The 22791-nt window shown below is 74.6% G+C and carries 25 protein-coding genes; 12 read left to right on the top strand and 13 right to left on the bottom strand.

The window, feature by feature from the left end; all coding sequences use genetic code 11:
• Window positions 1-2: 2 nt before the first annotated feature.
• Together murQ and ACLIN4_RS15605 are read right to left on the bottom strand one after the other, a co-directional pair.
• Complete coding sequence (murQ, locus tag ACLIN4_RS15610; protein WP_107479505.1) at window positions 3-938, bottom strand: N-acetylmuramic acid 6-phosphate etherase; 936 nt, start codon at window positions 936-938, stop codon at window positions 3-5.
• A 141-nt stretch (window positions 939-1079) separates the two neighbouring features.
• Window positions 1080-1994 (bottom strand): MurR/RpiR family transcriptional regulator, encoded by a 915-nt coding sequence (locus ACLIN4_RS15605; protein WP_107479500.1) that lies wholly within the window; start codon window positions 1992-1994, stop codon window positions 1080-1082.
• Between the two features lie 55 nt (window positions 1995-2049).
• Between ACLIN4_RS15605 and ACLIN4_RS15600 the strand changes: the two genes are divergently transcribed.
• Both ACLIN4_RS15600 and ACLIN4_RS15595 read left to right on the top strand, forming a co-directional pair.
• Window positions 2050-2433, top strand: a complete 384-nt coding sequence (locus tag ACLIN4_RS15600; protein ID WP_289908107.1) for a hypothetical protein — start codon at window positions 2050-2052, stop codon at window positions 2431-2433.
• Between the two features lie 19 nt (window positions 2434-2452).
• Window positions 2453-2740, top strand: a complete 288-nt coding sequence (locus tag ACLIN4_RS15595; RefSeq protein WP_100047288.1) for a DUF4031 domain-containing protein — start codon at window positions 2453-2455, stop codon at window positions 2738-2740.
• Here ACLIN4_RS15595 and ACLIN4_RS15590 read toward each other — a convergent pair.
• Window positions 2722-3789 carry a GNAT family N-acetyltransferase gene (locus ACLIN4_RS15590; RefSeq protein WP_289908108.1) on the bottom strand — a complete coding sequence of 356 codons (1068 nt, stop codon included), beginning with the start codon at window positions 3787-3789 and terminating at the stop codon, window positions 2722-2724. The two genes, ACLIN4_RS15595 and ACLIN4_RS15590, sit on opposite strands and share 19 nt — an antisense overlap.
• Before the next feature lie 10 nt (window positions 3790-3799).
• Window positions 3800-4462 carry a hypothetical protein gene (locus tag ACLIN4_RS15585; protein WP_289908109.1) on the bottom strand — a complete coding sequence of 221 codons (663 nt, stop codon included), beginning with the start codon at window positions 4460-4462 and terminating at the stop codon, window positions 3800-3802.
• A 104-nt stretch (window positions 4463-4566) separates the two neighbouring features.
• On the opposite strand from ACLIN4_RS15585, the gene ACLIN4_RS15580 reads away from it, so the two are divergent.
• The 4 genes from ACLIN4_RS15580 (at window position 4567) to ACLIN4_RS15565 (ending at window position 6986) form a co-directional block, all read left to right on the top strand.
• Window positions 4567-5217: a TetR/AcrR family transcriptional regulator gene (locus ACLIN4_RS15580; RefSeq protein ID WP_307652611.1), complete on the top strand. Its 651-nt coding sequence runs from the start codon at window positions 4567-4569 to the stop codon at window positions 5215-5217.
• Window positions 5218-5249: 32 nt separating this feature from the next.
• Entirely contained in the window at window positions 5250-5933 is a 684-nt protein-coding gene (locus ACLIN4_RS15575; protein ID WP_107479503.1) for a maleylpyruvate isomerase family mycothiol-dependent enzyme, read from the top strand.
• Window positions 5934-6029: 96 nt separating this feature from the next.
• Window positions 6030-6719, top strand: a complete 690-nt coding sequence (locus tag ACLIN4_RS15570; RefSeq protein WP_107479504.1) for a copper homeostasis protein CutC — start codon at window positions 6030-6032, stop codon at window positions 6717-6719.
• Between the two features lie 54 nt (window positions 6720-6773).
• Complete coding sequence (locus tag ACLIN4_RS15565; RefSeq protein ID WP_411575911.1) at window positions 6774-6986, top strand: hypothetical protein; 213 nt, start codon at window positions 6774-6776, stop codon at window positions 6984-6986.
• A gap of 32 nt (window positions 6987-7018) precedes the next feature.
• Here the strand turns inward: ACLIN4_RS15565 and ACLIN4_RS15560 are convergent, their stop codons facing one another.
• Window positions 7019-9064, bottom strand: coding sequence for a HelD family protein (locus ACLIN4_RS15560; protein WP_411575910.1), 2046 nt, complete (start codon window positions 9062-9064; stop codon window positions 7019-7021).
• 300 nt (window positions 9065-9364) lie between these two features.
• On the opposite strand from ACLIN4_RS15560, the gene ACLIN4_RS15555 reads away from it, so the two are divergent.
• Together ACLIN4_RS15555 and ACLIN4_RS15550 are read left to right on the top strand one after the other, a co-directional pair.
• Entirely contained in the window at window positions 9365-9550 is a 186-nt protein-coding gene (locus ACLIN4_RS15555; RefSeq protein ID WP_179342777.1) for a hypothetical protein, read from the top strand.
• A gap of 140 nt (window positions 9551-9690) precedes the next feature.
• Window positions 9691-10080, top strand: coding sequence for a hypothetical protein (locus ACLIN4_RS15550; protein WP_107480255.1), 390 nt, complete (start codon window positions 9691-9693; stop codon window positions 10078-10080).
• Window positions 10081-10127: 47 nt separating this feature from the next.
• On the opposite strand, the gene ACLIN4_RS15545 is transcribed toward ACLIN4_RS15550, so the two are convergent.
• From ACLIN4_RS15545 to ACLIN4_RS15535, 3 genes are all read right to left on the bottom strand, one after another.
• The gene (locus tag ACLIN4_RS15545) at window positions 10128-11771 is read right to left on the bottom strand and encodes a DNA repair helicase XPB (protein ID WP_100049637.1); all 1644 of its coding nucleotides are present in this window, start codon (window positions 11769-11771) and stop codon (window positions 10128-10130) included.
• Between the two features lie 84 nt (window positions 11772-11855).
• Window positions 11856-12122: a hypothetical protein gene (locus ACLIN4_RS15540; protein ID WP_107480254.1), complete on the bottom strand. Its 267-nt coding sequence runs from the start codon at window positions 12120-12122 to the stop codon at window positions 11856-11858.
• Window positions 12123-12545: 423 nt separating this feature from the next.
• Entirely contained in the window at window positions 12546-15140 is a 2595-nt protein-coding gene (locus ACLIN4_RS15535; protein WP_411575909.1) for a helicase C-terminal domain-containing protein, read from the bottom strand.
• Between the two features lie 138 nt (window positions 15141-15278).
• Here ACLIN4_RS15535 and ACLIN4_RS15530 point away from each other — a divergent pair, with 138 nt between their 5' ends.
• Both ACLIN4_RS15530 and ACLIN4_RS15525 read left to right on the top strand, forming a co-directional pair.
• Window positions 15279-16304, top strand: a complete 1026-nt coding sequence (locus ACLIN4_RS15530; protein WP_307652614.1) for a hypothetical protein — start codon at window positions 15279-15281, stop codon at window positions 16302-16304.
• Window positions 16305-16477: 173 nt separating this feature from the next.
• Window positions 16478-17134: an HAD family hydrolase gene (locus ACLIN4_RS15525; RefSeq protein ID WP_411575908.1), complete on the top strand. Its 657-nt coding sequence runs from the start codon at window positions 16478-16480 to the stop codon at window positions 17132-17134.
• Here the strand turns inward: ACLIN4_RS15525 and ACLIN4_RS15520 are convergent.
• Window positions 17089-17361 (bottom strand): hypothetical protein, encoded by a 273-nt coding sequence (locus ACLIN4_RS15520; protein ID WP_100048736.1) that lies wholly within the window; start codon window positions 17359-17361, stop codon window positions 17089-17091. The two genes, ACLIN4_RS15525 and ACLIN4_RS15520, sit on opposite strands and share 46 nt — an antisense overlap.
• A 161-nt stretch (window positions 17362-17522) precedes the next feature.
• On the opposite strand from ACLIN4_RS15520, the gene ACLIN4_RS15515 reads away from it, so the two are divergent.
• The gene (locus ACLIN4_RS15515) at window positions 17523-17906 is read left to right on the top strand and encodes a cold-shock protein (protein WP_019326623.1); all 384 of its coding nucleotides are present in this window, start codon (window positions 17523-17525) and stop codon (window positions 17904-17906) included.
• Between the two features lie 10 nt (window positions 17907-17916).
• Here the strand turns inward: ACLIN4_RS15515 and ACLIN4_RS15510 are convergent, their stop codons facing one another.
• The 4 genes from ACLIN4_RS15510 to ACLIN4_RS15495 are packed head-to-tail and all read right to left on the bottom strand — an operon-like array spanning window position 17917 to window position 21428.
• On the bottom strand, window positions 17917-18780 hold the full coding sequence (locus ACLIN4_RS15510) for a 1,4-dihydroxy-6-naphthoate synthase (protein WP_269960161.1): 864 nt from the start codon (window positions 18778-18780) through the stop codon (window positions 17917-17919).
• Window positions 18770-19477 (bottom strand): futalosine hydrolase, encoded by a 708-nt coding sequence (locus ACLIN4_RS15505; protein ID WP_107477798.1) that lies wholly within the window; start codon window positions 19475-19477, stop codon window positions 18770-18772. Before ACLIN4_RS15505 ends, ACLIN4_RS15510 begins: the two co-directional genes overlap by 11 nt.
• An 11-nt stretch (window positions 19478-19488) precedes the next feature.
• Window positions 19489-19977 carry a DUF2771 domain-containing protein gene (locus ACLIN4_RS15500; protein WP_257003328.1) on the bottom strand — a complete coding sequence of 163 codons (489 nt, stop codon included), beginning with the start codon at window positions 19975-19977 and terminating at the stop codon, window positions 19489-19491.
• 59 nt (window positions 19978-20036) lie between these two features.
• Window positions 20037-21428 (bottom strand): MFS transporter, encoded by a 1392-nt coding sequence (locus ACLIN4_RS15495; RefSeq protein ID WP_289908115.1) that lies wholly within the window; start codon window positions 21426-21428, stop codon window positions 20037-20039.
• A 355-nt stretch (window positions 21429-21783) separates the two neighbouring features.
• Here ACLIN4_RS15495 and ACLIN4_RS15490 point away from each other — a divergent pair, with 355 nt between their 5' ends.
• The gene (locus tag ACLIN4_RS15490) at window positions 21784-22707 is read left to right on the top strand and encodes a DUF3027 domain-containing protein (protein WP_107477800.1); all 924 of its coding nucleotides are present in this window, start codon (window positions 21784-21786) and stop codon (window positions 22705-22707) included.
• The last annotated feature ends 84 nt before the right edge of the window (window positions 22708-22791 follow it).

The following is a 22791-nucleotide window of genomic DNA, read 5'->3' as shown; positions in this document are numbered from 1 at the left end:
GGTCAGGCCTTGGCCGCCGCCAGCGCGGCACGCAGGTGGCCGCCGGAGTCCTCCAGAAGGCGGGCGGCCGTCGGGCCGTCCACGTCGGCCAGCAGGGTCAGGATCGCGTGCTTGACCTCGCCGTCGGTCGCGGTCAGGGCGCGCTCGATCTCGTCGTCGGCGGCGCCGGTGGCGAGGGCGACGATACGGCGGGAGCGGGCGCGCAGCTTCTCGTTGGAGGCGCGGACGTCCACCATCAGGTTCCCGTACGTCTTGCCGAGGCGGATCATCGTGATCGTCGACAGCATGTTGAGGACCAGCTTCTGCGCCGTACCGGCCTTCAGGCGGGTCGATCCCGTGATCAGCTCGGGTCCGGTGACGACCTCGATGCCGTGCTCGGCGGCGGCGGCCAGGGCGCTGCCGCTGTTGCAGGCCAGCCCGACGGTCAGGGCCCCCCGCGCGCGGGCGTGCTCGACGGCGCCGACGGCATAGGGCGTGCGGCCCGACGCGGAGACGCCGACCACCGTGTCGTCGGCGGTCAGGCCGAGGGCGTCCAGGTCCGCGCGGGCCAGCTCGGCCGAGTCCTCGGCGCCCTCGACCGAGGTCACCATGGCCTGAGGGCCGCCCGCGATGAGGCCGACGACCTGACCGGGGGCGGTGTTGAAGGTGGGCGGGCACTCCGAGGCGTCCAGCACACCGAGCCGGCCGGCGGTACCGGCGCCCGCGTAGACCAGCCGCCCGCCGCGCGCCATACGGGCGGCGATGGCGTCGACGGCGGCGGCGATCTCGGGCAGCCGCTCGGCGACGGCGGCGGGGACGGCGGTGTCCTCGCCGTTCATCACGCGGGCGATGTCGAGGGTGGGCATCCGGTCGATCTCGGCCAGCTCGGGGCGGAACGCCTCGGTGGTCAGCGTCTCCAACTGGGAGCGGAGGTCGGCGTGGTGGGGGGTTGAGGTCATGACGGAGCGGCTCTCTTCGGTCACGTGTCGAGTTTCGGTCGATCCAGCTTGCCCAGGGGCGCGGGGCCGCATCGACTGCGGCTCCGCCGCACGGGCGCGATCACCCACGGACGGCCCGCGGCCGCCCGCGACGATCGGCCCCTACGGTCTCCCGCGCGCCCCGTGCCGATGAGCCAGCGCCTCGTAGGACGCCGCCAGAGCCGGCGCGGCCGACTCGTACGTCCGCTGCGCCACCCCCACGAACAGGCAGTCCACCACCAGCAGCTGACTCGTCCGCGACGACATCGCCGCCGGCCGCAGCTCGCTCTCCCGGGACGTCGACGTGGTCAGCACGTGGTCGGCGTACTGGGTGACGGGGCTGTCGGGACGCCCGGTGACGGCGACGGTCGTCGCACCGCGCTCGAAGGCGACCCGCAGCGGTTCGATCACGTCACCGGTCGAACCGGAGTGCGTGATCGCGATGGCGACGTCCCCGGCCCGCAACTGCACCGCGTTGGTGACGGCGAGGTGCGGATCACCGGGCGCGTGGGCTATCAGCCCTATGCGCAGGAGCTTCTGGGTGAGGTCCTGGGCGACCAGGCCGGACGCGCCGAGGCCGTACACGTCGGTGCGGCGGGCGGCGGCGAGTGCGGTGACGGCCGCGCCGAGCTGGACGGTGTCCAGGCCGGCGGCGGTGTCGGCGAGGGTCTGCTGCTCGTCGTAGGCCAGCTTGGCCACGACGTCCGCGATCGGGTCGTCGACCGCGATGTCGGTGGTGATGGCGGGCGCGCGGCCGGACTGCTGCTGGGCGGCAAGCCCGGCGAGCGCGAGGCGCAGGTCCCGGTAGCCGGGGTAGCCGAGCAGCCGGGCGGTGCGTACGACCGTCGCCTCGCTGGTGCCGGTGAGTTCCGCGAGGCCGGTGACCGTGAGGGCCGCGCAGCCGGCCGGGTCGCCCGCGACGGCCTCGGCGACCCGCTGCATGGAACGGGTCATCGACGGTGCCAGCGTGCGGACCTTGGCCGCCAGTGCGCCGGGTGCGGGAGGAGAGGCGAAAGTTTCCTTCACGTCATCGGTCACTCGTGAAAGATATTTTCGTTTCTGTGCGGGGGTCAAGAGTGCGCACAATGGGTGCATGGACCCCATCAGCCCCCTGGAGCAGGCGCTGCACGCCGCGCGCGCCCTCGTGCTCGCCGACCTCGTGGCGGGCCAGGTCGCCGAGCCGGACGTCGTGTCGCTGGTGGAGGAGTCCGTCGCGCAGCGCCGCTGGTGGGTGGAGCAGTGGCCCGAGGGCACCGAGTTCGTCGCCGGACTGGTCGCGCAGGACGTGCAGGACGCCCTGCTGGAGCGGTACGGCCGCTGGCCGCTGTGCCCGGTGTGCGGCTCCGGCGACCCGCACGCCCTGGACGTCGAGCCGGAGTTGGGCCCCGACCCGCACTGGGTGTGCGGGAAGGCGGGTGTGAAGGTCGCGGCGGTCGGCTCGCTGGGCGGGGCCGGCGGCGGCCCGCAGCCGTCGTGAACGGATCGGGGGCGGCCCGGTGACCGTCTACATCGATCCGCCGACCTGGCCGGGCCACGGCCGCATGTGGTCGCATCTGGTCAGCGACGTCTCGTACGCCGAACTGCACGCCTTCGCCGAGACGCTGGGCGTGCCGCGCCGCGCCTTCGAACGCGACCACTACGACATTCCCGCCCATCGGTACGCCGACGCGGTGTCCGCCGGTGCGCTGGAGGTCAGCAGCCGCGAGGTGGTGCGGCTGCTGCACGGGGCGGGACTGCGCCGGCGCAAGGGGGCCGGCTCCGGCGCTCAGCCGCGCAGCTCGTAGGTGAGCAGTTCCTCGTCCTCGGCGACCAGGCGGTAGCCGGCACGGGTGACGACCGCCTGTGAGCGGACGTTGGTCCGGTCGATCTTCGCGCGGAGCGCGGTGCCGTTCCGCCGTGCCGGTGACCATGCCGACAGCGCGCGCAGCGCCTCGGTGGCGTAGCCACGGCCGCGGGCGTCCTCGGCGAGGTCGTAGCCGACCTCGGCCCGCCCCTCCTCGTCCGGCGGCCCGTGGAAGCCCATGGCGCCGACCGCGCGGCCGTCCTCGCTCCGTACGAGCACGAAGACACCCCACTCCGGCTGGTGCACACCCGCCTCGTACGCCTTCAGCAGCATCCCCGCGGCGTCCCGGGTGCCCTGGTAGGGGCCGCTGTCGACCCACGCGAACCCGCCGTCCCCACCGGCGGCGAGGTCGCCGGCGGACGCGGGGGTGACGCCCTGGAGGGTGAGCCGGCCGGCGGGGATCACGATGTTGTTCTTCCAGCGCCATTCGGTGACCGGGACGCGTCCGGGCAGCTCACCGCGGCCGGTGGCCCACAGCAGGGTGCACCAGGGGTCGGTGCCGGGCTGGACGTGCGGGAAGATCCGGGCGAGGACGTCGGCGCAGAGCCGGGCGGGCGGTTCGTAGGTGAGGCCCAGGCCCTCGGCGATGTCGTGGGTGTGGACCAGTACCTCGGTGACCCCCATCGCGGCGAAGCCCTCGCGGTTCGCGCTGCGGAAGGGGTACGGGTGGAAGGCGCGGACCTCGCGCGGGGTGGTGCGCAGGGTGGCGGCGAACAGGGCGCCGGCCGTCTCGATGACGTGCAGGCAGCCTTCGTTGCCGGTGCCGTCGTCGAGGGTGATGTCGAAGGGGACCCATGCCTGCGTGGCGCGTCCGGCGAGCTGGCCCGCGTAGGCGATGAGGACGCCCGCGATGTGCTCGGCCGTCTGCCGGCAGTTCCACTCCGGCCGGCCGGCCCGCACCGCCTCCCAGTCCCGGTCCGTCGCCGTCCGCAGCAGCGCCACGGCGCCCGCGACGGCCTCTTCCACCTGTTCCCCGCCCATGGTCAGCATGCGGGGCAGGCTACGGGGCCGGGTCGCCTCCGGGCGACAGCATTTCCAGCTCGCCGGTGAGGTTGTAGCGGGCGGTCGCCTCCCACTCGCGGCGGCCGTGCGGGGTGTGGAACAGCCGGGGGAGATCGAGGAGTTGGCGGAGGACCGCGGCGCGGCCCTCGCGGAAGGCGTCGTCCGGGACGAAGTGGTACTCCTGCCGCACGGCCGCCGTGTACGCCGCGTACGCCGACGGCGGCGAGGCGAGGATCGCCAGGTCCGCGTCGCACAGCACCTGCCCGTCGCGGTCGTCCCCGGCGGGGGAGTGGGTGACGGTGAGCCTCACCAGCCGGGCCACCTCGGCGGTCTTCCCCGCCGGGACCCCGGCCTCGGGCAGGGCGCGCTCGGCGAGACGGGCGGAGCGCTCCTCGTTCTCGGAGCGGTCGGGGAGGTAGACCGCGTCGTGGAACCAGGCCGCGAGCCGCACCGCGTCCGGGTCGTCGGCGTACTCCTCCAGTACGTCGACGTGGTCGAGCACCGCCGTGAGGTGCGCGAGCGTGTGGTAGCGCCGCTGGGGTTCCTGCCAGCGGGCGAGCAGGTTGTCGGCGTACGGCGCGGGGTCGGGGCCGGAACCGGGAGCGCGGGCTCCGTCCAGGGCGCGGGCGAAACGGGAGCGCAGGGCGTCGAGGTCGGCCATGGGCCCATTCTCCCAGCGGGGAGACCACCAGCTGCGGTGAAGCCTCTAACTGAATCTTGGCCTTGCAGGCACGCAGGCACGCAGGAGCGGAAAGGGCGGCGGCCATGACGCAGGCGCGCACCGGGACCCCGCGCGAGCGCTACCGCAGCCAGGTGCGCGCGGAGGTCAAGGAGCACGCGCGGGAGCAGATCGCCACGGCCGGTGCCTCAGCCCTCTCCCTGAACGCGATCGCCAAGCGGATGGGCATGAGCGGGCCCGCCCTCTACCGGTACTTCGCCGGCCGCGACGAGCTGATCAGCGAACTCGTCAGGGACGCCTACCGCAGCCTCGCCGACACCTTCCGGGACGCCGCCGCCTCCGGCGCCGACCTGACCGGACTGGCGCACACCATGCGCTCCTGGGCGCTCGCCGACCCCCAGCGGTACTTCCTGGTCTTCGGCACCCCCGTCCCCGGCTACCACGCGCCCGCCGACGTCACCCAGATCGCCTCCGAGACCATGGCCGTCATCATCGACGCCTGCGCCGCGCTGCCGGGCGAGGGTGACGCGCCGACGGCGTTCGACGCCCACCTCGACGGCCACCGGCAGTGGGCGGACGGACACCCGGCTCCCCCCGCGGCGCTGCACCGGGCCCTGTCCTTCTGGACCCGGCTGCACGGCGTCCTGTCCCTGGAGCTGGCCGGTCACTTCACCGGCATGTCCTTCGACCCGGCGCTCCTCTACGCCGCCGAGCTGGACGACCTGTCGGCACACTGACCGCGGGGCCGCCGCGCCCCTAACGTGGAGCCATGACGACTCCTGCTGACGTGCACGACGTACGCGACCCCGAACGGCCCGGGCGGCTGCTGGCCATCGAGCGGGACGAACTGGTGCCGCTGCTGCGGTCCCGGGCGGACGGCGACTTCGCGCTGCCGGTGGCCGCGTGTCCCGGCTGGACCGTGCGGGACGTGCTGGCGCACTGCTCCTCCGCGCTGATGAGGGCGGTGGAGAACCGCTTCGAGGACGGCGTCTTCTCGCCCGAGTCCAACGACCGCGACATCGCCGAACGCGCCGACTGGCCCAACGCCCGGGTCGTCGACGAACTGGAGCGCGGCATGGCCGAGGCCGGTCCGGTGATCGGCCGCGCGGGCGGCGCCCTCGACATGCTGGCGCTGGGCGAGTGGGTGCACGCGGGTGACGTGCGGGTGGCCCTCGGCGAGCCGGGCGCGTACGCGGGGCGCGGACTGCCGGAGGCGCTGGCGCTGCTGGGCACGCTCACCCGCGACCGCGGCCACGTACCGCTGCACGCCGACCTCGACGACGTGGACGAGCCGCTGAAGCTGGGCGGGGCGAGCGGTGAGCGGCCGCCGGGGCGGTTCATCGGGGACGCGGCGACGCTGGTGCGGCTGTACGCGGGTCGGCCGGTGGACGGCGCGGCCGGCTACGAGCTGGCCGGGGTGGAGGCGGCGGAGCTGAACCTCTTCGGCGGCTGAGCGGCGCCGGGTGGCGGCGCGGGGGAGTCCTGGCCGGCCATGGGGGCGTAGTCTTGGATTGGACTAGACCTGTAGCAGGCCGACGAATGGGGTCCCATGAGCAAGCGTGCAGTCCTGGAGGTGATCGCCCTCGACGTCGAGGACGCGGTCGCCGCCCAGGCCGGAGGCGCGGATCGCCTCGAACTGGTCACCGACATGGCGGCCGACGGACTCACCCCGTCGGCCGAGACCGTCGCCGCGATCCGCGCCGCCGTCGACATCGACCTGCGGGTGATGCTGCGGCTGGCGGACGGGTTCGCCGCCGGGGACGTCGAGCGGCTGGTGGGGGTCGCCGGGCGGATGCGGGAGGCCGGGGCGACGGAGTTCGTGCTCGGGTTCCTCGACGCGGACGGTGACGTCGACCTCGCGGCGGTGGAGCGGGTCGCCGGGGCGCTGGAGGGGTGCCGGTGGACCTTCCACCGCGCGATCGACCGCGCCGCGGACCGGGACGCCCTGCGCAAGCAGCTCGCGGACTTCCCCGGGCTGGACACGTACCTCACGGCCGGGTCGGCGGGCGGGGTCGACGACGGGCTGAGCGTGCTGCTCGCGGAGGCGCGGCGGCGGGGGGAGCCGGGGTACGAGCAGCAGCTGCTGGTGGGCGGCGGGCTGCGTCTGGAGCACGTTCCCGGGCTGCTGGACGCGGGGATCGACGGCTTCCACATCGGCGGGGCGGCGCGGCCCGCCGGGTGGGACGGGCCGGTTTCGGCGGAGGCGGTCGGGGAGTGGCGGCGGGTGCTGGGGGGCTGAGGGTCGGCTGCGGGACTGAGCGTCGGCCGGGGGTGCGCCTGCGTCGGTGCTCGCGTGGGGGGTGGGTTGCGCGGCCCGGCGTTGCGGGGTGCCTCCCCCACTCTCGGCTTCGCTCGAGCGGGAGGTGCCCCCACCGCCCACCCGTGCCGCCCCAGCGGCACGACTGCCCGCAGCTGCGGCAGCCACGGCAGCCACGGCAGCCACGGCAGCTACGGCAGCTACGGCAGCTACGGCAGCTACGGCAGCTACGGCAGCTACGGCAGCTAGGGCAGCTGCGGTAGCCAGGGCAGCCACGGCAGTTACCGCAGCTGCGGCGGCAGCTCCGTCGCGTGGGTCACGATCAGGCCCGACACCGCACGGGTCAGGCACACGTACAGCCGTCGCAGTCCCGTCCGTTCGTCCGGTTCGCCGTCGACCACGGCCCGTGGCTCGTCCAGGACCACGTAGTCGTACTCCAGACCCTTGGCCAGCGAGGCCGGGACCAGGGTCAGGCGGGTGGTCCGCGTCGTCTCCTCACCGGGACCGACGAAGCCGACCCCCGCCGCCCCGAGCGCCGCCGCCAGCTCCGGTACCCGCGCGTCGGCGGCGATCAGACCCACCGACCCCTCCCGCTCCAGCAGCTCGCGGCAGGCCGCCAGCACGTCCGCCGTGCCCTCGGCCGCCTCACGGACCTCGAAGAACCCCGGGTTCTCACGGATCGACGCCACCGGCGTCAGGCCCGGCGCGATGTGCGGCAGCAGCCGGGACGCGTACGCGATCACGTCCGTCGGCACGCGGAAACCGGCCGTCAGCTCCTCCACCACGGCTCCCTCCTTGCCCAGGTGGGCCAGCGCCTCGGCCCAGCTGCGGGTCGCCCACGGCGTCGTGCCCTGCGCCAGGTCGCCCAGGACGGTCGCCGAGCCGGTGGTGCAGCGTCGGCCCACCGCCCGGTACTGCATGGGGGAGAGGTCCTGCGCCTCGTCGAGGACGACGTGCCCGAGGGAGTGGGTGCGCTCGATCAGGTCGGCGGCCTCGTCGATCAGCACGGCGTCCGCGGGCGACCACTTGGCCGACTTCACCGAGCGGGCCGGCTTCACCCACAGCACCGCCTTCTGCTCCTCCCCGGTGAGGATGCCCTCGGCGTGCTCGGCGAGGAAGTCCGCGTCGGTCAGGAGGCGCAGGACCAGCTTCGCGGGGTCGACCTGCGGCCAGACGGTCTTCACCACCGCCTTCACGGCGGCGTTGCGCGCCACCGCGTTCTGCACCCGGTCGTCCGGCGCCTCACCGGCCCGCTCCATCTGCACCAGCACGGCGTGCGCGATCCGCTGCGGAAGGGCCTCGCGGGCGGCGCCGTAGCGGATGTCGCGGGCGAGCAGCTCGCGGACGATCTCCTCCAGCTCGTACGCCGCCACCCGCCAGCGCCGCGAGCCGCGCACCACCACGACGCCCTCGGTGGGCATGGTGACGTGCGAGTAGAGGGCCCGCCGCAGCACCCGCGCCATCCGCGCGTCGCCCTTGATCACCGCCGCCGTCGCCTCGTCCGCGCCGCGCACCTCGACGTGCGCCACCAGGTCGTCGACGGTGGCCTGGCGGACCGTCAGCTCGCCCAGGGCCGGAAGGACCTGCTCGATGTAGTGCAGGAAGGACTTGTTCGGCCCGATCACCAGCGTCCCGGTCCGGGCCAGGCGCTCGCGGTGGGCGTAGAGGAGGTAGGCGACCCGGTGCAGGCCGACGGCGGTCTTCCCGGTGCCGGGCCCGCCCTGTACACAGACCGACCCGGACAGCCCGGCGCGCACGATCTCGTCCTGCTCGGGCTGGATGGTCGCCACGATGTCCCGCATCGGACCGACGCGGGGCCGCTCGATCTCCTGCTGGAGCAGCTTGCTGGTGGTCGCGGCCTCGGTGGGGTCCGACAGGTGCTCGTCCTCGTACGCCGTCAGGTCGCCGCCGGTGTAGCCGAAGCGGCGGCGCAGGGCGACGTCCAGCGGGTTCTTCTTCGACGCCTGGTAGAACGGCTGCGAGACCGGCGCCCGCCAGTCGATCACCATCGGGTCGCCGTCCGCGTCGTGCACGTGCCGGCGCCCGACGTAGAAGCGCTCACCCTCCGCGCCCTCCGCCTGCTCGGCGCCGGGCGCGTGCAGGTAGTCGAGCCGGCCGAAGAACAGCGGGGTCTCGCTCAGGTCGGCGAGCGCCTTGACGCGCTCCTCCATCTGGTTCGCCAGCACGGCGGCGTTGACCCAGTTCGCGGTGACGTCGGTGATGTCGAGGGACTCGACGTCCTCCCGCATGGCGCGCAGGGCGGAGCGCGACGCGGCGAGGTGGGAGCGCTCCTTGGCGAGGGGGTCGTCGTGGACGGGCGTGGACAAGGGGGTGCCTCCGGATGACCTGCGGTGTGGTGGGCGCGGTTTCCGCGCGGTGGGCCGGCCGGTTTCCGTCCGGTCGGCGGCGCTCCGTGGGGAGGCGGGCAAGAGCGGAGATTCTAGGGGAGCGGCGGCGGCGCGGGCCAACGGTTTTTCCGTGTCCCGCCGTTCCGCCCCGTCCGCCCCCTAGGGGATCGCGTACTCCGCTCTGGGGGATGCGCTCCCTCCACGGTCGTAGCGGCAGGCGGCGGGGGTTCGGCCCGCAGACCGATGCCGGTCGGGGGCGGGCGGTCGCACCATGGAGACATGAGCGCAGCAACCATCTCCCCCGCCCCGGCACCGGGCCGCGCGTCCGGTGCCACGCCCGTGGCCGGCAGCCACCGGCACCGGCTCGGTGACGCTCTGCGCGCCGTGCGGGTGTTCGCGGGCGCCGCCTTCGACGTCGTCATCCTCGGCGAGTACGGCGAGGAGGCCGGCGTCCGCCGCCGGTGACGCCGCGTCCTTCGGCGGTGGTGCCCGTGTCCCTCGCCGGTGGCGCCGCGTCCGCCGCCGCGCGGACTGAGTAGGCACGCGTACCGGTCTGAGTACGCACGCCGGTGCGCGGGGCACGCCCGCGCGGCTTGACTGGCCGCATGAACCCACAGCACCCGACGGCATGGCCGCCGTACCCGGCCGCCTGGCGGAACCCACGGGACCGGCGGGACCGCACGGCGTGGATCGCGCCGACCGTCGCCACCGTGCTCCTGACGGTTCTGGTACCGGCGGCCGCGTTCCTCGGCCTGCTGTCGGTCATGGCGACCGACAGCTGCGGCACCGACTGCTCGCGGGCGCTGACGACCTCGCTGACGCTGATCTACGGCACCCTGTTCTTCGGCGCCTTCCTCACCCACGGAGCCTGGGTCACCGCCTGGGCTCTGCCCTGGACCCGGCGCTGGACCGCCCTGCGGATCTGGATGGCCGCGCTGTCGCTGCTGCCGCCGGTGTGCGTCCTGGTCCTGGTGTTCACCCTCCCCGGGGCCTGACCGTCCCGCCCGGAGCCCGGCCGGGCCTGACCCGGCCGGGTGTCCGCTCAGCTCTCCGTCAGCAGCTCGTCCGCGTCCACGATCCGGTACGCGTAGCCCTGCTCCGCCAGGAAGCGCTGGCGGTGGGCGGCGAAGTCCTGGTCGAGGGTGTCGCGGGCGACGACCGAGTAGAAGTGCGCCTGGTGACCGTCGGCCTTCGGCCGCAGCACCCGGCCGAGCCGCTGGGCCTCCTCCTGCCGGGACCCGAAGGTGCCCGACACCTGGATCGCGACCGTCGCCTCCGGCAGGTCGATGGAGAAGTTCGCGACCTTCGAGACGACCAGGACGCTGATCTCGCCCTGCCGGAAGGACTCGAAGAGCTTCTCCCGCTGGGCGTTGGACGTGTCGCCCTTGATCACCGGCGCGCCCAGGTGCTCGCCCAGTTCGTCGAGCTGGTCGATGTACTGGCCGATGACGAGGATCTGCTGCCCGGCGAAGCGCCGCACGATCGCCTCGGTGACCTTGCGCTTGGTGTCGGTCGTCGCGCAGAAGCGGTACTTCTCCTCCGCCTCGGCGGTGGCGTACGCGAGCCGCTCGGAGTCGGTGAGATTGACCCGGACCTCCACGCAGTCGGCGGGCGCGATGTAGCCCTGCGCCTCGATCTCCTTCCAGGGCGCGTCGAAACGCTTCGGACCGATGAGGGAGAACACGTCCGACTCGCGGCCGTCCTCGCGGACGAGGGTCGCGGTCAGACCGAGGCGGCGGCGCGCCTGGAGGTCGGCGGTGAACTTGAAGACCGGCGCCGGCAGCAGGTGCACCTCGTCGTAGACGATCAGACCCCAGTCCCGGGAGTCGAACAGCTCCAGGTGCGGGTAGACGCCCTTCCGCCGCGTCGTCAGCACCTGGTACGTGGCGATGGTGACCGGCCGGATCTCCTTCTTCGTGCCGCTGTACTCGCCGATCTCGTCCTCGGTCAGCGACGTGCGCTTGACCAGCTCGTGCTTCCACTGCCGGGCGGAGACCGTGTTGGTGACCAGGATCAGCGTCGTCGACTTCGCCTGCGCCATCGAACCGGCGCCGACCAGCGTCTTGCCCGCGCCGCAGGGGAGCACGACGACACCGCTGCCGCCGTGCCAGAAGTTCTCCACGGCCTGCTTCTGGTACGGGCGCAGCGCCCAGCCGTCCTCGGCCAGCTCGATCGGGTGCGCCTCGCCGTCGACGTACCCGGCGAGGTCCTCGGCGGGCCAGCCGAGCTTCAGCAGCGTCTGCTTGATCTGCCCGCGCTCGGAGGGGTGCACGGCCACCGTGTCGGGGTCGATGCGGGCGCCGACCAGCGGCGCGATCCGCTTCGACTTCAGGACCTCCTCCAGCACCGGCCGGTCGGTGGTCGTCAGGACCAACCCGTGCGCCGGGTGCTTGGAGAGGGTGAGGCGGCCGTAGCGGTCCATCGTCTCGGCGATGTCGACGAGCAGCGCGTGCGGCACCGGGTAGCGGCTGTACTCGACGAGCGCGTCGACGACCTGCTCGGCGTCGTGGCCCGCCGCCCGCGCGTTCCACAGGCCCAGCGGGGTCACCCGGTAGGTGTGGATGTGCTCCGGCGCGCGCTCCAGTTCGGCGAAGGGCGCGATGGCCCGACGGCAGTCGCCGGCCTGCTCGTGGTCGACCTCGAGGAGCAGGGTCTTGTCGGACTGGACGATGAGCGGACCATTCACGGGCGGCACCCTTTCGCGTGCGTACGGCCGACAGCGACTCGACGGATCGGCCAAACGTCCAGTGTGCCTGATCGCGCGGCCGGGCTACCTGAGACTGATGTTGTTGATCAGCGGGCCTTCGACGGTGACCCCCTCCGTGACCAGGGACTCCACACCGGTGGCCGGCAGCGGCAGGGGAAGTGCGGCGGCCTTGGGAGCGAGCGCGCCGAACAGCGCGGCGGCGGTGATCAGGGCGGCGACGGAGACGGCCACGGCGGAGCGGGCGGCGGAGCGCGCGGTGTCGTGTGCGGTGCCGTGGGCGCTGTCGTGTGCGGTGGTGTCGTGGTCCGGATCGCGGAGCTCGGAGCGCATGACGTGCCTTTCGGGAGAACCGGGAGAACCGGGAGAACGCGGGAGAACCGCGGGGGAGGGGATGAGGAGCGGGCCGGGCCCAGGGGGACTGAGACCCGGCCCGCCGTCAGGGGACGTACGCGAACGAAGGGGTCAGGAGGCGATCAGAGGGTCAGGCCTCCACCGAGGTCGATGCCGACCGCGGCGGCCTCGGCGGCGAACGCCGCGATCAGCGTGGCGGTGGAGGTCAGGACGGTGGCGACTCGACGTACGGCACGCATCGGATGGTTCCTTTCGGTTCGGTGAGCAGGACACCCGGTGGCTGCCCGACCGCCGAAAAATCGATGCGGAATATGAAAAAAGCTCCCTCGCAGGTGCTAATCACCCGGCGTGGCGTGCATGATCCCGCCGTTACCCCCGAAAGAGGGGCGCACCGGGGCGCGTTCAGGGCGCGTCGTCGGCGAGTTCGGCCACGCCGGTGATCCGGTGCAGCGGATACGTGCGCACCTCGTCCGCCGTGTGGTCGTACGCCGTCACGAAGCCGCCCTCCACCCGGATCGGGGCGATGACGCGCTGGCTGGCGGCGCCCTCCGCGTTCACGTAGCCGATCCACAGCGCCTCGCCGGTCAGCACGGCCGCCTGCACGGTGGCGAGGGTCTCGGCGGCACTAGTGCGGGGCAGCTCACCGCCCGCCGCCGGGCCGCCGTCCGCACCGTCCGCGTGCCCCGGCCTGCGCGGGGCCGTGGAGGCCAGGTCGCCGGCCCGGATGGCACGGATCGCGGCCGTCAGCAGCGTGTCGTCGGGGACCGGCGGACCGTCCGGAACGGGCTCCGGCGCCGCCCGCGGCGGAGTGCGGCGGGCGTCGGCGCGGGCGATCAGCACATCGCCCGCGGCGGACTCCGCGGCCGGCGCGAACCCCATCGCGCGCAGCCCCTCCAGCAGCGCCGCCGGGTCGGTCTGCGCGGCCAGCACGGTCGGCGCGAGGCGGCGCAGACCGAGACCGGCGGCCCGCTTGTCGGCGAGGATCTCGTCCAGCGTCGCGTCGTCGTCGCAGCGCACGTACGCCGAGGCCGCGCCCACCCGCAGCCGCCCGTGCCGGCGGGCCACGTCGTCGATCAGGTAGGCGAGCGGCTGCGGCACCGGCGTACGCGAGTGCCGGGCCAGGAAGGCGTGCAGGTCGGCGGCGGTCCGGCCGGCGTCCAGCGCGCGGCGCACCGAGCCCGGCGTGAACCGGTAGACGGTCGCCCCGCCCTTCGACTCCACGTCCGCGAGCACCCCCAGCACGTCGGCCAGCTCCCGCTCCAGGGGCCCCGGCGCCACCGCCGTCAGGTCGGCCTGGAGCAGCACGTGGTCCAGCGGCTCGGGGAACAGCGGCGCGAGCAGCCGGGCCGCGGCCGCGGTGGCGGCGGCCCGTTCGGCGGGGGTCGCGGGGGCGGGCGCGGGGGGCGTGCGGTGGTGGTGCACGGGGAGCTTGTCGCCGGGTCCCTCGGGCTCCGGCTGAGCCGCCGGGTGCGCGGGCTCCGGCGCGCCGATCAGCGCCCGGCCGGGCGCCGCCAGCGCCCCGCGCCCGGTGACGCCCAGCAGCTCGGCCTCGGACAGCGTCCACCGGGCGAGCCGGCTGCGCAGGTCGTCCTCCCGCTGCTCCCCCTGTTCCCGCTGCTCCCGCTGCTCCCGCTGCGGCCCGCGCAGGGGCCGCTCCCAGCGCAGCCTGGCCAGCACCGACTCCGCGTCGGGCGCGGCGCCCTCGGGCAGCCCCGCCAGCAGGGCCAGCACCCGGTGCCGTACCTCCGGCGCCGCCGAACGGTCCAGGTTCGGCCCGAGCGCCGAGAGCGTACGGTCCTTCGCGTCCCGCCCGCCGACCAGTCCCGAGGTGCGGGTGGCCGTCAGCCACGACTCGGCCAGCCGCGCCCAGCGCTCGGCGGGCGGCAGCTCGCGCCACTCGTCGTACGCCGGGGTCGCCGCGTACCGCTCGTCGGCCTCCCCGTCGGAGGCGACCAGCCCGGCCGCGTAGGCCAGCTCCACCCAGAAGGCGGCGACCGGCTCGGGCACGTCCAGGGCGACGGCCGTCCGCTTCAGGTCGCGCACGCTCAGCCCGCCGGCCCGCAGCACCGTCGGGCCGCCCTCGTCCCACTCCTTCAGCAGCTCCTCGACGGTCGCCAGCGCCGCCAGCGCCTGTCCGGCCGCGGTGGCGTCCACAACCTGTGGACGGTGCGTGGCCGCCGCCTCCACCGGCGGCGGCACCGGCTCGGGCGTACGGTGCGCCCGCCCCGCGCGCAGGTGCAGGGCGACCTCCCGGGGCAGGACGACGGTGCCGGGAGCGGTCGGCAGCAGCAGGCCCCGGTCCAGCAGCGCCCGCAGGTGCGGCGCCGGGTCGTGGGTGACCTGACCGTACGGCGGGCCCCACACCAGGCGGTCCAGCACCTCCCGGGACTCCCTGGGCAGCGCGGCCAGGAGCGCCGCCGTCCGCGTCCGGTCGGCGAACAGCTCGCCCAGCGCCGACACCGCGGAGACGGAGTCGTGGGTCGAGGCGAGACCGACCGCGGCGAGGATCTCCTGGATCCGCCCCGGCGACATCCCCGCCGTCGCCTCCCGCACGGTGGGGCCGAGCCCCGTCGGCGAGGGGTGCTGCGGGGAGGGCGCGAGCAGCTCGCGGGCGGTGCGCACCAGCCGCAGCCGGTCGTCGGCGCCCCACACCAGGGCCTGTTCGCGCAGCAGGGCCACGGCCCGGGGGAGGGCCGCGGTGACGGCCGGGTCCCCCTCGTCACCGGCCATGAGCCCGAGCAGCTCCGCGTACGGCGCCGGGTCCGCCGCCACCGCCAGCGCCTGGGCCGTCTGCAGCGCGAACCGGTCCAGCCGCTCCAGGGCCCGGACGACCGAGGCGCGGGTGCCGGCGCGGGTGGCGAGCTGCGTGAGGTCCGTGGGGACGGGGGTGACGAGGTCGGGACGGCTGCGCAGGAGGGCGGCCAGCGAGACGTCGTCCCTGACGCGGAGCGCCTCCGCGAGGGACCGGGGGGCCGCGGACTTCTCCTCGGTGCTCATCCGGCCCACGTTAGCGGGTGGGTACGACGGTGGGGTGGCGCGTGCGCCGGTGACGTGTGCGGTGGTGTCCGCCGGGCACGGGATGATTCGGTACCTTCGTCCGACGGGGTACCACAACACACCGCCCCGGAGGGGTCTGTGGGGATCGAGAGCGACCAGGTCGTCTTCGAGTATCTGAGCCGCGTCGGCGACGTGGCCCAGCAGCGGCAGCTGCCGTCGGCCACCCGCATGCGGCTGGTGTCCGAGCTGCGCAACGAGATCGACCGCAGCCGGGCGAAGACCACCGTGGACAGTCCCGCCGCCGTCCGTCGCATCCTGGACCGGCTGGGCAGCCCCGACGACGTCGTGGACGCGGCGGGCGGCGCGAGCGGTGACCGCCGGCCGCCGGTGCCGCCGCCCGCCGCCGTGCCCGAACAGCCGGACGGCGGGCCGCGCGAGAAGGAGAGGCGCAGGGGCCTGCGCCGCGCCGTCCCGCGCCCCACCGCACCCGAGGCCGCCCCCGCCGCCTCACCGGCGTCCGCCGCCTCCCCGCCGCACCTGGCGGGCGCCCACGAGCTGGGCGACAGCGCGGCGCGGCGCGACTGGTGGCGGGTGGACAGCGGCCCGTACGGGGGCATCGGCGACCAGGTACCCGGGTTCGTCGGCGGGGTGGAGATCCCGGACCTGCTCAAGCCCCCGCCGAAGGAGCGGGACGAGGCCGAGCGGAAGGAACGGGAGCAGCGGGCCGCCGAGAAGGCCGAGGCGGTGGAGGAGGCCGCCGAGCCGGTCGCCGCGGAGACGGTCGCGGTCCGGCGCCGCCGCCTGCCCCGCCTGTGGCCCGAAGGCGGCTGGAACAACCCCCTGCTGCTCCTGGCCGCCGCCCTGCTGATCGCCGGTGCCGTCATGGGCAGCCTGGTCCCGATGGGCCTGGGCTGGCTGATCGCCTACCTCTCCCGGCGCCTGACGCCCGCTCAGTCGAAGTGGGCGGTGCTGGGCCTGCCCGGCACGGTAGCCGCGGCCGGGGCCGTGTGGCTGTGGGGCCGCACGGAGGGCCGCTGGGGCGATCCCATCGCCGAGGGCCGGATGAACGAGGCGGTCACCGAGACCTGGCCCTGGGTCCTGCGCACCGCGGCCGTGGCCACGGCCCTGTACCTCCTGTGGCGGGCCCGTCGGCCACGGGGCTGAGCGTCGGGACGCGGTGCCGGGCGGCGCCGCGTACGGCGGACCGTCTCCCGGCGGGCCCGCACCGGCCCACTCGGCACCGGCCTTCGGCGCCGGCCCACCCGGCACCGGCGTACCACCCGGCACCGGCGTACCGCCCCGCGGGCCCCGTCGGCCCGCCCGGCACAATGGAGCCCATGGCCTCCACGACCCGCCCCGCGCCCACCGTCGGCTTCGATCTCGACATGACGTTGATCGACTCGCGCCCCGGCATCCGCGCCTGCTACGTGGCGCTGACCGAACGGACCGGGACGTACGTCGACGCCGACCTGGCCGTCACCCGGCTCGGGCCGCCGCTGGCCGAGGAGCTGGCGCACTGGTTCCCGGCCGAGGAGATCGAGGCCGTCGCCGACCTGTACCGGGAGATGTACCCGACGTACGCCGTCGCCGCCACGCCCGCGCTGCCCGGTGCCCGCGAGGCCATCGCCGCCGTCCGCGAGGCGGGTGGACGGGCGATCGTCGTCACCGCCAAGTACGAGCCGAACGCCAAGCTGCACCTGGCGCACCTCGGCATCGAACCGGACGCCGTGATCGGCGACCTGTGGGCCGAGCAGAAGGCCGTGGCGCTGCGCGAGCACGGCGCGGACGCGTACGTCGGCGACCACCTCGGCGACGTCCGCGGCGCCCGCGCCGCGGGCGCCCGCTCCGTGGCCGTGGCCAGCGGGCCGTGCAGCGCCGAGGAACTGCGCGCTGCCGGTGCCGACGTGGTCCTCGGCGACCTGACGGAGTTCCCGCAGTGGCTCGCGGACTACCGCGCGGCCGGCGCCGACGGGGCGGACGCCGCCCGGGCCTGACGCCGGCCCGCCGCGATCGACTGGAAGACCCCGGCGCCGGCGATGAGGAAGCCCACCCCCATCAGCATGCTCAGCACGAACATGTAGGTGGGGAACGGCGTCGTGCCCAGCAGCAGCGGGGCCACCGTGACCAAAGTGGCCACGGTGCCGATGAAGAAGACGATCGCTCCGGCGCGGATCAGTCGGTCACCGGGCGCGGCGGAATTCGTTTGGGTTTTGTCACGCACCCGACCAGGGTAGTTCCCAGCCCTGAGGAACAGCCGGGGGACGTCTTGTCACCGGCCCGAAGACCATTAGCCTGGGTACCGGCGGGTCGGACGACCCGCCCAAGTGCTATCAAGAGCCGTTTCCGAGCAGTTTTCCGACGAGTACGAGGACGAGGACAGACGTGCCTACCGGCAAGGTCAAGTGGTTCAACAGCGAGAAGGGCTTCGGCTTCCTCTCCCGCGACGACGGCGGCGACGTCTTCGTGCATTCCTCGGTCCTCCCCGCCGGAGTCGAGGCACTGAAGCCGGGGCAGCGAGTGGAGTTCGGCGTGGTCGCCGGGCAGCGCGGTGACCAGGCGCTCTCCCTCACCCTGCTGGACCCGGCCCCGTCGGTCGCGGCCGCCCAGCGCAAGAAGCCCGACGAGCTGGCGTCGATCGTCCAGGACCTGACGACCCTCCTGGAGAACATCACCCCGATGCTGGAGCGCGGCCGCTACCCCGACAAGGCCGCCGGCAAGAAGATCGCCGGCCTGCTGCGGGCGGTCGCCGACCAGCTCGACGTCTGACCTCCGCCCGCTACGGGAACGCGAGCGCGTCCGGGCCGAGGGCCGGTACCAGGCCCTCGGCCGCCGCGCGGGTCAGCAGGCCCCGGATCGCCGCGTAGCCGTCCTCGCCGAGGTCGGCCGTGAACTCGTTGACGTACAGCCCGATGTGCTGGTCGGCGACGGCCGGGTCCATCTCCTGCGCGTGCTCCATCACGTACGGCCGGGACGCCTCCGGGTCGTCCCAGGCGGCCCGGACCGAGGCGCGCACGGACTCGGCCAGCCGCGTCAGCGTCGCCTCGCCCAGCGACCGCTTGGCGATGATCGCGCCGAGCGGGATCGGCAGTCCGGTGGTCCGCTCCCAGTGCTCGCCCATGTCGGCGAGCTTGTGCAGCCCGTAGTTCTGGTAGGTGAAGCGCGCCTCGTGGATCACGAGCCCCGCGTCGACCTTCCCGTCCCGCACCGCCGGCATGATCTCGTGGAACGGCATGACGACGATCTCGCCGACCCCGCCGGGCACGGTGTCCGCGGCCCAGAGGCGGAACAGCAGGTAGGCCGTCGAGGTCTCGCTCGGCACCGCGACCGTGCGCCCGCGCAGGTCGGCGTCGGCCTCCCGGGTCAGCACCAGCGGGCCGCAGCCCCGGCCCAGCGCGCCGCCGCAGGGCAGCAGGGCGTACTCGCCGAGGACGTACGGCAGCACGGCGTACGACACCTTCAGCACCTCGAACTCGCCGCGCTCGGCCATGCCGTTGGTGATGTCGATGTCCGCGAACGTCACGTCGAGCGCGGGGGCGCCCGGGACGCGGCCGTGCGCCAGGGCGTCGAAGACGAAGGTGTCGTTGGGGCAGGGGGAGTACGCGATCCGAAGCGGCTCGGTCTGCATGGGCTCAGTCGTCATGTGGGTTCCAACTCGTGAGGACGGGTGCGAGCTTCCCGAAGGCGTCCGTCAGGGCCGCCAGCGCGTCGCCGATGCGCCAGGCGGCACGGTCGCGCGGGCCGACCGGGTTGGAGACCGCGCGCAGTTCCAGCACGGGCACCCCGTGCGCGGCGGCGGCCTCGGCGACGCCGAAGCCCTCCATGCCCTCGGCCAGGGCGCGCGGGTGGCGGGCGCGCAGCAGCGCGGCGCGTTCGGCCGTACCGGTGACGGTGGACCCCGTCAGGACGGTGCCGGGGCGGGCGCCGGTCGCGGCGGCGACGGCGGCGACGAGAGCGGCGGGCGGGTGGTGGGTGACCGTGCCGAAGCCGAGTTCGGTCACCGGCAGGAAGCCGTCGGCCGTCTCGGCGCCCAGGTCGGCTGCGGTGATCTCGTCGGCGACGACGAGCGAGCCGAGGGGCGCGTCAGGTGCGAAGCCGCCGCCGATACCGGCCGAGACGACCAGCCCGTAGGGGGCGCCGTCGAGCGCCGCGGCGGTGAGGGCGGCGGCGGTGGAGGCGGCGGCGAGGGCGGGACCGACACCGGCCGCCAGGAGGTCCCAGCCCTCCGGGAGGCGCCGCAGCGTCACCCCGGGACGGGGCACCTCGGCGCCCGGCTCCGGGAACGCCCGAGCCACCGCGTCCCGTTCGACGGGGACCGCGGTGGCCACGAGGACGCGCACGGGGGACGTGGTCAGTCGTCCTTCTTCAGCCGGAAGGACCACAGACCCGTGGCCTCCTGGCTGTCGTCCTTGCCGTCGCCGGCCTTGATGGTGACGAGCGTCGAGTCGCCCTGGGCGCCGTACTGGGCGTTGAAGAACACGCTGCCCGGCACGGTGCGGTAGGTGTTGTCCGTGTCGTCGGTCAGCTGCTGACCGTTCATCAGGATCGTCCAGCGCTCGTCCGCGACCTCCGGGTCCACGCCGAAGCGGACGGTGTCGTCGGGGTTGACCGTGATGGACTCGACGTCGTCGTTCTGGAGGCACTTCTGGATCTCGGCGGTCTCCAGGGTCTTGCCCTCGCCGCCACAGGTGGCCTCGGAGCTGACCGAGTCGCTGCCGACCGTGACCGTCGACATCGGGGTCGGCTGGTCGCAGGCGGACAGCAGGAGCAGTCCGGCGGATACGGCGCCGGCGGCGGCGACGGCGCGGCGGCGTCGCACAGCGGATTGCAACGTGGTCATGGTGCGAAGGCTATACGGCGCCCCCGGCCCGCCCCCCACCTGGGTACGGCGTGGCGTGGTCACGCCACCCTCGCCCGGGCCGCCCCCTTGTGCCGGGCCGAGTCGATCAGCCCCCGTACGGTCGTCAGCCACCCGGCGGCGATGATCGCCGCTCCCACCGCGAGGCCCAGCGTGCCGTTGAGCGGCAGCACGATGCCGACCGCACCGCCCAGCACCCAGGACACCTGGAGCAGCGTCTCCGAACGCGCGAACGCCGAGGTGCGGACCTGCTCCGGGACGTCCCGCTGGATCAGCGCGTCCAGCGACAGCTTGGCCAGCGCCTGCGCGAACCCGGCGACCGCCGCCAGGCACGCCACCAGCACCGTGCTGAAGAACACCGCGGCGATGATCCCCGTGCCCAGCACCACCGCGACCACGGTCACGATGATGATCTCCGGGGCCCGCGACCGCAGCCACGCCCCGACCGCCGTGCCCAGCGCGTTGCCCGCGCCCGCCGCGACCCCCACGATGCCCAGCGACACGGCCGCGCTCTGCCCGGACAGCGGATGCACCCGCAGCAGGAAGGCCAGGAAGAAGATCAGGAAGCCGGACAGGCAGCGGATCGCGGCGTTGGCGGCCAGCGCGTGGGTCACCGCCGGGCCCACCGTGCGCAGCCCGGGACGCTTGACGGGCTTGCGGTGCGGGCCGTGCAGGTGCCGTTCGTCGGCGGCGAGCAGCGCCCGGTCCTCGCCCCGCGCCGAGTCCACCTTCCGCGGCAGCGTGAACGACAGCACCGTCCCCGCCACGAAGATCACGAAGGCGCCGTACAGCGGCCAGCGCGGCCCCACCGCCTGCAGCCCCGCCGCGATCGGCGCGGCCACGCCGGTGGCGAGCAGCCCGCACAGCGTGACCCGCGAGTTCGCCTTCACCAGGGAGAACCGGGGCGGCAGCAGCCGCGGCACCACCGCGCTTCTGACCACGCCGTACGCCTTCGAGGCGACCAGCACGCCGAGCGCCGCCGGGTACAGCTCGATGCCGCCGCTGATGACCGCCCCGGACAGCACCAGCGCGAGCAGCGCCCGCGCGCCCATCGCGGCCGCCATCGCCGCGCGCCGGCCGTGCGGCAGCCGGTCCAGGAGCGGGCCGATCACCGGCGCGAGGAGCGTGAACGGCGCCATGGTGATGGCCAGGTAGAGCGCGACCCGCCCGCGCGCCTCGTCGGTCGGCACGGAGAAGAAGACGGTGGAGGCGAGGGCCACGGTGATCATCACGTCGCCGGCGCCGTTCACGCCGTGCAGCTCGATCAGCTTGCCGAGGCCGGACTCGCCGGCGCCGTGCGCGTGCGTCGCCTTCCGGATGCCGCGCGCCGTTCCGGTCACCGGCAGGCGCAGCGCCCGGCCGACCGCACGGAACCGGGAGCCGGGACCGCGTCCCCGGCTCCCGCCCTTGAACTCCGTACGTGCGGCTGCCACCCCGTCATAGTGCCCCGGAAGCCGGGGCTGTAGCGTCGATACGGCACGTATGGCGGCCATCGAGTCGGGTGACGGCGGCGCCGCCGCCGGGCCGGCGCGACCGGGGAACGTCAGGCCGTACCCCGCCGAAACTCCCGTCGGTGTAGGCCCAGCGCACAGGAGCAGGTAGCGTGCGTAGCGCGCCGTGGCGAACGTTCTCGGCCGCGCGCCTTACGGCCATCCCGCAGAATGGATGACGTAGGTGCGCCCGAGCGCGATCGGGCGCGGACGTCGACGCGGTCCACAGGTCCGCTCCGTCCGCCCCTCGCAGGCAGGGGCGCACTCGTGAGACGGCGTATGGAGAGAAGCGATACCTGTGAGCGCAGCGACAACGCGAAGCCGCACCCCTGACCGCCTGTGCGCCGAGGCGGTCGACCTCGCCCGCTCCGCCGCCGAGGAGGCCGCCGCACCCGGCGTCGTCGGCGAGCACGAGGGCATGGTGTCCGAGGGCGACCGGGTCGTCACCCACTACTTCGCCTGCAAGGAGCTCGGCTACCGCGGCTGGCGCTGGGCCGTCACCGTGGCCCGCGCCTCCCGCGCCAAGATCGTCACGGTGGACGAGGCGGTCCTGCTGCCCGGCCCGGACGCCCTCCTCGCCCCCGAGTGGGTGCCGTGGAGCGAGCGGCTGCGCCCCGGCGACATGGGCCCCGGCGACCTGCTGCCCACCGACGCGGACGACCTGAGGCTGGAGCCCGGCTGGACCGGCGAGGACGAGCCGCCGCCGAACTCGGCCGTCTCCCACGAGATGGCCGACCTGGTGGAGGCGGAGGACGCCGAGCTCACGGCCGGACCGCCCGCCGAACTGTCGGCGGTCCCGGCCCGCGGCACGATCTCCGCGGTCGCCGAGGAGCTGGGCCTGCGCCGCTCCCGGGTGCTGTCCCGGTACGGGCTGCACGTCGCCGCCGACCGCTGGGAGGAGTCGTTCGGGCCGAAGACCGCGATGGCCCAGGCGGCTCCCGCCTCCTGCGTGAGCTGCGGCTTCCTGGCGCGGATCGGCGGGTCGCTGGGGCAGGCCTTCGGGGTGTGCGCCAACGAGTTCTCCCCGGCGGACGGGCGGGTCGTGTCGCTGGCCTACGGGTGCGGCGGGCACTCCGAGGCCGCGGTGATGCCGAAGCCGCCGCGGGTGGCTCCGCCGGTGATCGACGAGACGCGGGTCGATCCGTTCCCGCTGCGGCCGGCGGCGGACTCCGGGTCGGTGTCCGTGTCCGAGGACGAAGCGGCGGATCTCGGGCACTCGTAGGTCCGGGGCGGTTCGCGTCCCGCGGGCGCGGGCGTGTCGTGGCCCGTGTCCCCGGGGGCCGAAACCCCGGCCCCCTTTCGGCCT

Source organism: Streptomyces mutabilis, assembly GCF_046628145.1.
Lineage (GTDB): Bacteria > Actinomycetota > Actinomycetes > Streptomycetales > Streptomycetaceae > Streptomyces > Streptomyces mutabilis.
This window is presented reverse-complemented; position numbering and strand designations above follow the sequence as displayed.